General features: G+C 39.0%; 9 protein-coding genes. 7 read left to right on the forward strand and 2 right to left on the reverse strand.

Annotated elements, in window-relative coordinates; genetic code table 11:
* Positions 1-100 precede the first annotated feature (100 nt).
* The 5 genes from KIM67_RS03835 to KIM67_RS03855 all read left to right on the forward strand — a co-directional run bounded on the left by KIM67_RS03835 (position 101) and on the right by KIM67_RS03855 (position 9,329).
* Entirely contained in the window at positions 101-325 is a 225-nt protein-coding gene (locus KIM67_RS03835; RefSeq protein ID WP_013551418.1) for a DUF2795 domain-containing protein, read from the forward strand.
* A 132-nt stretch (positions 326-457) separates the two neighbouring features.
* Positions 458-3,820, forward strand: a complete 3,363-nt coding sequence (gene secA / locus KIM67_RS03840; protein WP_213830040.1) for a preprotein translocase subunit SecA — start codon at positions 458-460, stop codon at positions 3,818-3,820.
* Between the two features lie 166 nt (positions 3,821-3,986).
* Positions 3,987-5,204 carry a sensor histidine kinase gene (locus KIM67_RS03845; protein ID WP_213830041.1) on the forward strand — a complete coding sequence of 406 codons (1,218 nt, stop codon included), beginning with the start codon at positions 3,987-3,989 and terminating at the stop codon, positions 5,202-5,204.
* A 42-nt stretch (positions 5,205-5,246) separates the two neighbouring features.
* The gene (locus tag KIM67_RS03850; RefSeq protein ID WP_213830042.1) at positions 5,247-7,763 is read left to right on the forward strand and encodes a M14 family zinc carboxypeptidase; all 2,517 of its coding nucleotides are present in this window, start codon (positions 5,247-5,249) and stop codon (positions 7,761-7,763) included.
* Between the two features lie 9 nt (positions 7,764-7,772).
* Positions 7,773-9,329, forward strand: coding sequence for an amidohydrolase family protein (locus tag KIM67_RS03855; RefSeq protein WP_213830043.1), 1,557 nt, complete (start codon positions 7,773-7,775; stop codon positions 9,327-9,329).
* 245 nt (positions 9,330-9,574) lie between these two features.
* Here KIM67_RS03855 and KIM67_RS03860 read toward each other — a convergent pair whose 3' ends face one another.
* Together KIM67_RS03860 and KIM67_RS03865 are read right to left on the reverse strand one after the other, a co-directional pair.
* Positions 9,575-9,811 (reverse strand): hypothetical protein, encoded by a 237-nt coding sequence (locus KIM67_RS03860; protein ID WP_213830044.1) that lies wholly within the window; start codon positions 9,809-9,811, stop codon positions 9,575-9,577.
* Positions 9,812-9,993: 182 nt separating this feature from the next.
* Entirely contained in the window at positions 9,994-10,713 is a 720-nt protein-coding gene (locus tag KIM67_RS03865) for a peptidoglycan DD-metalloendopeptidase family protein (protein WP_250149137.1), read from the reverse strand.
* Between the two features lie 45 nt (positions 10,714-10,758).
* On the opposite strand from KIM67_RS03865, the gene msrA reads away from it, so the two are divergent.
* Together msrA and KIM67_RS03875 are read left to right on the forward strand one after the other, a co-directional pair.
* Positions 10,759-11,442, forward strand: a complete 684-nt coding sequence (gene msrA, locus KIM67_RS03870; RefSeq protein ID WP_213830045.1) for a peptide-methionine (S)-S-oxide reductase MsrA — start codon at positions 10,759-10,761, stop codon at positions 11,440-11,442.
* 56 nt (positions 11,443-11,498) lie between these two features.
* On the forward strand, positions 11,499-12,212 hold the full coding sequence (locus tag KIM67_RS03875) for a CBM9 family sugar-binding protein (protein WP_371815657.1): 714 nt from the start codon (positions 11,499-11,501) through the stop codon (positions 12,210-12,212).
* Positions 12,213-12,214: the final 2 nt, after the last annotated feature.

A 12,214-nucleotide genomic window follows, 5' to 3' on the forward strand; every position in this document is an offset into this window, starting at 1 on the left:
TTAACATATTGAAAAATATTTTTTTAAATAAAGTCGATTTTACTTGACTAATTGAGTTTAAAAATTATTTTTGCAAAAAATTTAAAATCAAACCGTTACTATGTACTGGACATTAGAACTAGCTTCATATTTAAGTGATGCGCCTTGGCCAGCCACCAAAGACGAATTAATAGATTATGCCATCCGTACCGGAGCACCGTTGGAAGTTGTAGAAAACCTACAATCAATGGAAGAGGAAGGTGGCGAAATTTACGAATCCATCGAGGAAATTTGGCCCGATTATCCCACAGAGGAAGATTACCTCTGGAATGAGGATGAGTATTAATTTGACACGAACAAACAAAACTAAAAAGTCTCTTATGAGGCTTTTTTTTATGTAATTTTGACAGCCTTGCAGAAGCTTTTGCCCTATGCCAAACAATGGAACAGCTTTTGCGACCCAAAAGAAAAATAATTCATGAGCTTTATTAATTCCGTACTTAAGGTTTTTGTTGGGGATAAATCCGAAAAGGATGTAAAATCCCTACAACCTTTAGTAAAAGAGATACGATCCTTTGAACAACAGCTTGAAGGATTGACACACGATGAACTGAGAGAAAAAACAGTTTCATTTAAATCTAAAATACAGCAGGATTGCAAAGAAATCAATGACCAAATAGCATCCTTACAAGAAGAAGTACTTAATTCAACAGATATTGACCGAAACGAGGAGATTTATTCAGAAATTGATAAACTCGATGAAGAAGCCTACAAAATATCTGAAAATACACTGAACACCATTCTTCCCGAAGCATTCGCTGTGGTAAAGGAAACTGCAAAGCGTTTTGCTTCAAACGAGACCATTACCGTTACCGCTACAGAATTCGACAGGAGCATATCTGGATCTAAGGATTATGTTACATTGGAGGCCGACAAAGCAATTTGGAAAAACTCATGGGATGCCGCAGGAAAAGAGGTGACTTGGGATATGGTGCACTATGACGTACAGCTCATAGGCGGTATCGCACTTCACCAAGGAAAAATTGCAGAAATGCAAACCGGGGAAGGTAAAACATTGGTCGCCACGCTCCCACTCTATCTAAATGCACTCTCGGGAAAAGGTGCACATTTGGTCACCGTAAACGATTATCTGGCAAAAAGGGATAGTGCTTGGATGGCTCCGATATTTGAGTTCCATGGACTTTCTGTTGAATGTATAGACAAACATCAGCCGAATTCGGATGGCAGAAGGGCAGCATACAATGCCGATATCACATATGGAACCAATAACGAGTTTGGTTTTGATTACCTAAGGGATAATATGGCACATACCCCTGGAGACTTGGTACAGCGTCCGCACCACTATGCCATAGTGGATGAGGTGGATTCCGTGTTGGTCGACGATGCCCGTACACCTCTAATTATTTCGGGGCCTGTTCCCGAAGGAGACCGTCATGAGTTCAATGAGTTAAAACCAAATGTTTCTGATATAGTCCAAAAACAACGTCAGCATTTAACAGGCGTTTTGGCAGAAGCTAAAAAACTGATAAAAGAAGGTGATACCAAAGAAGGCGGATTTTTGTTACTTCGTGTTTATAGAGGGTTGCCAAAAAATAAAGCCTTAATAAAGTTTTTAAGTGAAGAAGGTGTAAAACAGTTACTACAAAAAACCGAAAACTTCTACATGCAGGACAACAATAGGGAAATGCCTAAGGTAGATGCTGACCTATTGTTCACAATTGAAGAAAAAAACAATCAAATCGAACTTACGGACAAAGGAGTCGATTATCTTTCTGGAGATGAAAACAAGGACTTTTTTGTGATGCCGGATATTGGTGGGGAAATCGCTAAGATTGAAGCCCAAAATTTGGAAATTGAAAAAGAAGCTGAGCTCAAAGAAGAACTTTTCAAGGAATTTGCGGTCAAGAGTGAGCGTATCCATACCATGAGCCAATTGTTAAAAGCATACACATTGTTTGAGAAAGATGTGGAATATGTGGTCATGGACAACAAGGTAATGATCGTTGATGAGCAAACAGGCCGTATTATGGACGGGCGACGATATTCTGATGGTCTTCACCAAGCTATTGAAGCAAAGGAGAACGTAAAGATTGAGGCAATGACCCAAACCTTTGCTACTGTAACGCTTCAAAACTACTTTAGAATGTACAATAAGCTGTCCGGTATGACCGGTACGGCAGTAACCGAAGCAGGGGAATTCTGGGAAATCTACAAACTGGATGTTATGGAAATTCCCACGAACAGGCCAATTGCCCGTGATGACAGACAAGACCTTATATACAAGACCAAGCGAGAAAAATACAATGCAATCATCGATGAGGTCACACAATTGTCCAAATCGGGAAGACCCGTCCTTATCGGTACAACATCCGTAGAAATATCAGAATTGCTTTCCAAGTTATTGAGCGTTAGAAAGGTGCCACATAATGTATTGAACGCAAAACTGCATAAAAAAGAAGCGGATATCGTTGCCGAAGCAGGTAATGCAGGTATCGTCACTATTGCCACAAACATGGCGGGTCGTGGTACAGATATTAAATTATCGGCAGAAGTTAAAGCTGCTGGCGGATTGGCCATTGTAGGTACGGAACGTCACGATTCCAGACGTGTGGACAGACAGCTTCGTGGTCGTTCAGGACGTCAGGGAGATCCTGGAAGTTCACAATTCTATGTTTCATTAGAAGATAACCTAATGCGCCTATTTGGCTCTGATAGGGTAGCAAAGATGATGGACAGAATGGGCTTGGAAGAAGGAGAGGTCATTCAACATTCCATGATGACCAAATCCATAGAGCGTGCACAAAAGAAAGTCGAAGAGAATAACTTTGGTATACGTAAACGCCTTTTAGAGTATGATGATGTTATGAACGCCCAGCGAGAGGTGGTTTACAAAAGACGTAAGCATGCATTACAGGGCGAACGTTTGAAAGTGGACATTGCCAATATGATCTATGACACCTGCGAGGTCATTGCGGATACGAACAAAGCAGCGGAAGATTATAAAAACTTCGAATTCGAACTCATTAAATACTTTTCCATCACTTCACCAGTGACCGAAGATGAATTTAAGAAAATGAGTTTTCAGGATATCGCCAATGTGGTTTACAAGGCTGCTTACGACTTCTATCAGCAAAAAATGGAGCGTAGTGCCACTGTGGCATTTCAGGTCATTAAAAAGGTTTATGAGGACCAATCCAATAAGTTTGAACGGATTGTAGTTCCATTTACAGATGGCATTAAGACATTGAACGTAGTCACTAATCTTGAAGGAGCTTACACCAGTGATGGCAAACAGCTGATTACGGATTTTGAGAAAAATATTTCTCTTGCCATTATCGATGATTCCTGGAAGACGCATTTGCGTAAAATGGATGAATTGAAACAATCCGTACAATTAGCGGTACACGAGCAAAAAGACCCCCTTCTTATTTATAAGTTTGAAGCTTTCGAACTTTTTAAAGAAATGATCGACAAAGTGAACAAGGAAGTAATTTCATTCTTGTTCAAGGGAGAACTGCCAACGGAAAACACCAATCAAATTCAAGAAGCAAGAAACGTTAGAAGACCTAAGGAAAAATTACAGACCACGAAGGAAGAAATTCCAAATAGCGATGAAATGGCGGCACAAAATAGGGCTGCTGGACAGACACAAGGTGGAAGACCTCAGGTAACCGAAACCATTGTAAGAGATAAGCCTAAAATTGGTAGAAATGAAAGAGTTACCATAAAAAATGTAATGTCCGGAGAGAGTAAAACGGTTAAATTCAAACAAGCTGAACCACTACTGGATAAAGGTGAATGGGTATTGACCGAAGATTAATCCAAGCATACATGCATAAAGATAGAATGACAGTCGAAAATGGCTGTCATTTTTGTTTATATGAAAAACATGTTTAGATTTACAGGAGAAAAGCCCCATAAAAAGCCAAATTTACCTCCTTCAGACCCCGTTTAAGAGTAAATAGCTGAATAACCAAACGTAGCATATGAAAATTCCTGTCAAGGATAAATATCGTTTACAAGACAAGATTGATTTGGTACTTAAGGTTAATTATAGTTCTTCTCTTTTCGCAGTCGTATTTGGCGCTATCTGCTATTTCTTTTTAGACATAAAGGAAATCATTCCGCTGACTTGTTTGAGCTACGCAGTTCTCAACATATTGAACACCATACTGTACCAAAAGCACAAAACCATACTTTTAACCTATAACATAACTTCCATGTTATCCTTGGTAGGTGCTATTGTAGTGACATTGTGCAGTGGAGGGATACAAAGCCCTTTTATTTTTGTTTTAGCGATTATCGTTTTTGCTGGATACGTGACTACACAGATTTACGGCCACTTTTACTTGATAATCAATTTGGTCATCCTCGTTATGCTCTTTCTTTATGATTTAGGGGATTTCCGAATTTTATCAAATGTTATTCCACTTAAATCAGAAAGTTGGTTTGCGTTTTTTAGTTTGATTTTTGCCGTGTATTTGCTGGGGGGTGTTTTTGGTAAAAATCTATTGAAAGCCCATCACAAATTATATAAATCCCGTAAAGAGATTCTAGAGCGTATAGATGAAAAAGAAACCTTATTAAAAGAGGTGCATCATCGGGTCAAGAACAATCTGCAGACCGTTTCCAGTTTGTTGAGCTTACAATCAAGAGCTATTGCCGATGATAAAATCAGTAGTATCATCAAGAGCAGTCAAAACAGGGTCGTATCCATGGCCATGGTTCATGAAATGCTGTACAAACGGGATGATTATCTATCCAAAATTGAATTAAGTCCCTATGTCAAAGAATTGTGTGAATATCTGGTACGTTCCGTTAAAGGCAACACCAATGAAATCAAAATGAATCTTGACATTCATAACAACAAGTTGAGCATTGATACTGTAATCCCACTTGGACTTATCATCAACGAAACCATAACGAACGCTCTCAAATACGGTATTTCTGAGGGTGAAGGAGGAGAAATCACCATTTCACTTAAAAACTTGCCCGATAATCGGTACGAATTATATCTTGGTGACAATGGGAAAGGCTATGCGGATAATTTTGATCCTAAAAATTCAAAATCCCTGGGATTAAAACTAATTTACAATCTTACAAGACAATTACGCGGCACCATTGCAAGGGACATGTCCAAAAAGGGCACTTATTACCGAATTGAATTTGAAGAAATAATCGAAGAATTCAATTCTGTTGATTAAAACGTTTTCCTATCTTTAGAAGATTAACCAATCTTCGTATACATGTTGAAAAAATTACTCCTTGGCGTGCTTTTTATAAGTAGTTCCATTTCAGCACAAGACTATTTCTACAAAAAATTTCATCCTTTTGATTCAAACGTACCCTCTCCTGAAGAATTCTTGGGCTATGGTATTGGTGAGAGACATACAAGGCATGATCTTATTGTAAGTTACTTTACCAAGCTTTCCGAAGTTTCGGATAGAGCAAACCTTTACGAGTACGGAAAAACTCATGAAGGCAGAAAATTGATCATGCTTACCGTGACCACTCCAGAAAACCTAAAAAATATAGATGGGCTAAAAACACAACATCTTAAGTTTACGGATCCTGCACAAAACCCTTCAAACTATGATGAAGTGCCCATTTTTGTAAATCTGGCATACAATGTACACGGCAACGAGCCTTCAAGTTCTGAAGCGGCCTTACTCACGGCCTATACTTTAGTGGCTTCCAACAATCCAGAAATACTGAATTATTTGAAAAATGGCGTCATGTTCATCGACCCAACTATAAATCCGGACGGTAGGGACCGACATACCCAATGGGCAAATATGTACCAGGGCAACCCTTTGGTGGCAGACCCACAAGATGCGGAACATAACGAATACTGGCCTATGGGCAGAACCAATCATTATTGGTTTGATTTAAACCGGGATTGGCTATTGGGAATACACCCAGAAAGCCGTGGTAAACTAAAGTGGTACCATGAATGGTATCCCAATGTGGTTACCGATTTTCATGAAATGGGCAGTCAAAGTTCGTACTTTTTTGAACCGATGAAGGACAATGGTTCACTCAATCCAATCATGCCAAAAGAGAACTATGTGGATTTGAACAACCTTTTTGGGGATTACTACGCTGAAGCACTGGACAGCATTGGCTCTTTTTATTTTACAAAGGAAGTTTTTGATGGTACTTATCCCGGTTATGGCTCCTCCTATCCCGATTTACAAGGCGGATTGGGCCTACTGTTCGAACAGGCAAGTTCCAGAGGACATAAGCAAACTACTGCCTTTGGTGAAATTACATTTCCGTTCACCATACGTAATCAGTACACATCGAGTATAACGACCGTTAAAGCGGCAGTGGAGAATAAAGCGTACCTACGAAAATACCAACAGAAGTTCTTTAAAAGTGGGTTGGATAATGCTTCAAAAAGCAGAATTAAAGGATATACTTTTAAAGATGGGAAAGATGCTAATCGCGTAAAGGCATTTGTAGACAAGCTTTTATTGCATAAAATCGATGTATACAAATCTGGTGGTGGATTTGTTGTACCAACAAAACAACCACAGTATAGAATGGTGCAAACCATGTTCGAAACCTATGAAAAGTATCGAGATAGTGTCTATTACGATGCATCTGCTTGGTCCCTGGCGAACTTCTACAATATGAAGTACAAACCTACGACCTCTTTGGATTTTGGTGAAAAAGTGACTTCCCTAGAAGGTTTGGTCAAAACTACCCCGGTTCAAAAAACAGCATACGCTTACATCATCGATTACAACGATTACAATGCGGTTGCGGCACTAAATCATCTTCAATCTAACGGATTGGTCATTTCTTCATCTTCCAAACCTTTCACGGCAAAAACAGGAGAAGGGAATAAAAACTTCGGTTACGGTGCTCTTGTAATTCCCGTGAGCCTTCAGGAAAAGAATGAAAATCAAGTATTTGAATTGGTACAACAGGCACGAGAAAAATATCATGTGCCCATATACGCTGTCAATTCAGGATATAACGTAGAAGGCATTGATTTGGGAAGCCGATGGATATCACCATTGAGAACTCCCAAAGCAGCAATGCTAATCGGTGACGGGGTTCGCTCCTACGAAGCTGGTGAAGTCTGGCATTTGTTGGACACTAGAGTACACATGCCCATAACCAAAATACCGATTCGAAACTTTGGAAGGGCTGATTTTGATAAGTACAATACCTTAGTAATGGTTTCTGGAAGCTACAATTTCACAAAAAAGCAACAGGAAAAACTAAAAGCTTGGGTAAGCAAGGGCAATACGTTGATTACTATAGGCAGTGCAACCAAATGGATTATCGATAAAAAAATAGTATCGGAAAAATTAACCAAATCAGAAGAAAAGGACTCAACGAGTATTGTAGAGCGCAAACCATACGTTAATGCGCCAGAAAACATTGGGAAAGAAAGCGTTGGAGGTGCTATTTTTAAGGTTGATTTGGATATAACCCATCCTCTGGCCTTTGGGTATACCGATGACACTATTCCAGTTTACAAAAACAATTCCGTTTGGTTGGCACCTAGTAAGAACGAATATGCCACTGTCGCAAAATACGCTAAAGATCCACATATTGATGGCTTTATAACCAAAAAGAATATGGAAGAAAACCTAAAGCCTTCAGCCTCTCTAGTGGTAAGTAAACTAGGAAGCGGTAGAGTTGTCCTTTTTGCGGATAACCCCAATTTTAGGGGGTCATGGTACGGAACCAACCGACTATTTTTGAATGCAATTTTTTTAGGGGATAAAATTAGAATTCCAGAATAAGATCATATCATGAAAAAACTACTCCTTCTTTCACTGCTATTTCAACTTATAACAGTCTACGGACAGGAAAAAATGAGCGAAGGACCATTTTCTCAGCTCATTATAAGGGGCGTCACCCTTATCAATGGTAATGGTGCCCCACCAAGGGGTCCTATCGATATTGTTGTGGAAAACAATAAAATTGTGGACATACAAGTGGTTGGATATCCTGGTGTTAAAATCGATGCTTCCAAAAGGCCAAAATTAAAAGCCGGAGGAAAAGAACTTAATTGCAGTGGCATGTACCTTTTACCTGGATTTGTAGATATGCATGGACACATAGGAGGTGTTTCACAAGGTGCCGATTACGATTATGTCTTTAAACTTTGGATGGCCCATGGAATTACTACGGTTAGAGAGCCAAGTGGGCGAGGTATCGATTGGGCATTGGATTTAAAACGAAAAAGTAAAAAAAATGAAATCATTGCCCCAAGAGTATTTGCATACACCGGTTTTGGTCAAGGCAGTGACAAACCTATCAGTACTCCAGAAATGGCGAGGGAATGGGTTCGAGAAAACGCAAAAAAGGGTGCGGATGGTATTAAGTTCTTCGGTGCACCACCAGAAATAATGGCAGCAGCTTTGGATGAGAATAAAAAACTGGGACTGCGCTCTGCTTGCCACCACGCTCAAATGGATGTTTCGCGTTGGAATGTGTTAAATTCCGCAAGAGCTGGTCTCACAAGCATGGAGCATTGGTATGGACTTCCAGAAGCATTGTTTGAAGATAGAACGGTACAGGATTATCCTTTAGATTATAACTATCAGAACGAACAACACCGCTTTGAGGAAGCTGGAAAACTTTGGACACAAGCTGCCAAACCCTATTCCGAGCATTGGAACAACGTAATGGACGAGCTCATTGAACTGGATTTTACGCTAGACCCTACGTTCAATATTTATGAGGCCAGTAGGGATTTACATCGTGCAAGACGTGCAGAATGGCACGAAGATTATACACTACCGTCACTTTGGAAATTTTATCAACCTAGCAAAATATCCCACGGTTCGTATTGGCATGATTGGGGTACCGAGCAAGAGGTTGCATGGCGAAAAAACTATCAATTATGGATGACCTTTGTAAATGAATATAAAAATCGAGGCGGCAGGGTAACCACTGGCTCCGATTCTGGTTTTATATTTCAATTATACGGTTTTGCCTATATACGGGAAATGGAACTGCTCCGTGAAGCTGGATTTCATCCTTTGGAAATCATTAGGTCCGCTACCCTAAATGGCGCTGAAGCTTTGGGCATGTCCGATAAGATCGGTACCGTTGAGGTAGGTAAGCTTGCTGATTTTGTAATCGTTGGTGAAAATCCGTTAAAAAACTTAAAGGTGCTATACGGTACGGGTGCAATAAAATTGACCGATGATAACGAAGTTGTACGTGTAGGCGGAGTAACCTATACTATAAAAGATGGGGTCGTTTACGACGCAAAGGCACTTTTACAAGACGTAAAGTCAACAGTACAGCGGCAGAAACAAAAATTAAACTACAAAATAAAGCAGCCAGGATTAAAATAGCGTACATAGGCTATGATATTTATTGGGGTTTAAGTTGTGCAAAAATAATTTATCGGATTTATTGCCTACTTTTCTAATCGGTAGGATGCTTTTTTTTTCGATTAACTGTATTATAAGAAAAATCTTATTTTATTTTTGTGTGGATTCTTCGGTTTTTTCCTCCTAAATGAGAAAGCTATCGATGCGATAACAAATGCTACGCTAAAAAATAAAGCTACTGGAATTGCGATTCCCATTTTTTAAGATTAAGCCAATTTAGATTTGTTTCTTTTGGTTCTAAAAGAAAGAGCTTTTTTAACTCTAGAGTTTTTGAACTTGTATAATCTAGCAACACTAGTTTCTTTTTTAACCTCTTCTTGAATTTCGATATTCAATTCAACAGCAACTGAAGTAGTTTCTACTTTAACTTCTTTAGAAACATCCTGAGCCATACCTAAAGTTGAGAAGAAAATTACTGCGATAAGAGTTAAAATAGCTTTCATGATTTGGGTTTTTATTACATTGTAAATGTACCCTCACATGCTACCCAGCCCTGATTTAACTCGCCTAACTCCCTACTTTTTTCGGTGTGGGAATCTTTTTCGGCTGAAGTGTATTTTATCCTCGACAAACGTTTTTTAGCTCAAAAACAGTCCACCGATTCACTGTGCATTTCATCGATGTTTTAAAAATCCATTCGCAACAAACTATTGGGATTTGGACAGTTTTTTTTGTAAAAATCCAGATTATTCCAAGAAGACACACCGGGATAATCGCCATAATATCCCTCTAAATCCAATATCACCTGAAAATGTAAATGGGGTGCATAGTTCACGTTGATATCTGGAGTACCTAAAGTTCCAAGAACTTCTCCCCTATCAAAATAAGCGCCTATTTCTATTTCATGTATGGATTCTAAGGACAAGTGTCCGTAAAGCGTATAAAAAGTAACATCCCCAATTTGGTGCTCTAAAAGTATTGTTGGTCCGTAGTTGCCCACATCATCATTATTTTTAAAACTGTGTACTTTACCTTCTAACGGAACTATCACTTTTGTGCCCGCTTTGCACCAAAAATCCATTCCTAAATGAATATTACGCTGCCCAGCTTCCAAAAAGCGTTCAGATTTAGCATACAGGGCACGTTTTTCCAGATATCCCCCAAAAGCAACTTTGGCATTATTTAATCCCAAAATGTCATCTATATATTGTTGACATAAATCTGGTGAGGTGATGTCGATACCTTTTAAAGTTTCATTTGTGGTGGATAGGTCAATTTTACAATATGCCGATAAAGGAATTTTCGAATCAAGGATTTGAATCGCTCCAGTGCTTTGCGTCTTTAAAAGTGTTTCTAAGTTCATAATGGCAATACCGAATGGATTAACAATTTTTAACAACAACATCAGTAATACTTAGTATATTGATACTACTAAACAGTAAAACCGAAAATGAAGATAACAAGAATTACGATTTTAGCATTTGTTTTATTGGTCTCCGTCAATTGCCAACCTAAAAATACTTCCAAGAAACAAGAAGTCGCCGAACAAGTAACCATGGAGAAAGTAATACTTTCCGATGAGGCGCTCCAACAATACGAAACGGCTTATTTTGCAAGCGGTTGCTTTTGGTGCGTAGAAGCCATTTTTGAAAGCGTAGAAGGCGTAAAAGAGGTATATTCAGGGTATTCTGGGGGAACCGAAAAGAATCCTACCTATGAAGATGTTGCTTATGGCCGTACCACACATGCCGAAGCTGTTGAGGTATATTATGACCCAGAGGTAATATCTTTTGATAAATTGGTTCAAGTGTTCTTTGGTTCGCATGATCCCACATCCTTGAACAGACAAGGGCCAGACAGAGGAGCGCAATACCGTTCCATTGCTTTCTATAAAAATGAAGCGCAGGAAAAGGCCATCAGGGATTACATTGCACTTTTAGAATCTAAAAATGCCTATGACCGTCCTATCGTAACTCAAATAGAAGCGTTCGAAACATTTTATAAAGCTGAGGGATATCATCAGGATTATGAAAGAAAAAATCCGAACAACTCGTATATAAGGAATGTTTCAATCCCCAGGTTGAACAAATTCAAGGAAAACTTCGGTGATTATTTGAAAGAAGAATCCCATTAGTTTCCATAGGAATTTTTTAAAATAACTATCTTAGGGCCATGCAAAAATATATGTGCGTGGCTCTTTTTTTGGTTATTACAGCTTGTTCTTCCCTTAAAAAAGAGGACCACCAAGTAATAGTCGTAAACAAAGCCCAAAAAAGTCCCGTTATAGATGGTCAGGCTTTAGATGCTTGTTGGGGCAATGCAAAATGGCTCGCATTGGACCAGCTTTGGCTTGGTGATTCTTACACTAATGATGATTTTAGTGGTAGGTATAAAGTAAGCTGGGATGAGGATGCCCTCTATCTTTTGGTCGAGATTACGGACGATATTCTTTTTGACCAAAATAAAGACCCCTTAAAATTTTGGTGGGACGATGATTGTGTGGAGATATTTGTAGATGAAGACAATTCTGGGGGCGAACATCAATTCTCTCACAACGCATTCGCTTACCACGTGGCCTTAGATGGAAATGTTGTAGATCTTGCACCAGACGAAAAACCGAGGCTTTATAATGAACATGTCACTTCAAAACATGTTACAGATGACAAGACCACCACTTGGGAAATTGCGGTAAAGCTTTTTTCTGATGATTTTAAAGATGGAAAAGAAAATAAACCCGTAAGCCTATCTAAAAATAAAAAAGTTGGATTTGCACTTGCCTATTGCGACAATGATAACAGTAAAGAGCGGGAGAATTTTATAGGATCTGTCTTTGTGCCAGGAGAAGATAAAAATCAAGGCTGGATAAATGCCGATGTATTTGGGACTTTAATACTTAAAAAATAATA

This window comes from Flagellimonas sp. 389 (assembly GCF_018449435.1).
Taxonomy (GTDB): domain Bacteria; phylum Bacteroidota; class Bacteroidia; order Flavobacteriales; family Flavobacteriaceae; genus Flagellimonas.

What these genes read in the sequence shown, in the direction of transcription:
- KIM67_RS03835 (WP_013551418.1), top strand. Translation starts at nt 101, where the DNA reads ATGTACTGGACATTAGAACTAGCTTCATATTTAAGTGATGCGCCTTGG.
- secA (WP_213830040.1), top strand. Translation starts at nt 458, where the DNA reads ATGAGCTTTATTAATTCCGTACTTAAGGTTTTTGTTGGGGATAAATCC.
- KIM67_RS03845 (WP_213830041.1), top strand. Translation starts at nt 3,987, where the DNA reads ATGAAAATTCCTGTCAAGGATAAATATCGTTTACAAGACAAGATTGAT.
- KIM67_RS03850 (WP_213830042.1), top strand. Translation starts at nt 5,247, where the DNA reads ATGTTGAAAAAATTACTCCTTGGCGTGCTTTTTATAAGTAGTTCCATT.
- KIM67_RS03855 (WP_213830043.1), top strand. Translation starts at nt 7,773, where the DNA reads ATGAAAAAACTACTCCTTCTTTCACTGCTATTTCAACTTATAACAGTC.
- KIM67_RS03860 (WP_213830044.1), bottom strand. Translation starts at nt 9,811, where the DNA reads ATGAAAGCTATTTTAACTCTTATCGCAGTAATTTTCTTCTCAACTTTA.
- KIM67_RS03865 (WP_250149137.1), bottom strand. Translation starts at nt 10,713, where the DNA reads ATGTTGTTGTTAAAAATTGTTAATCCATTCGGTATTGCCATTATGAAC.
- msrA (WP_213830045.1), top strand. Translation starts at nt 10,759, where the DNA reads ATGAAGATAACAAGAATTACGATTTTAGCATTTGTTTTATTGGTCTCC.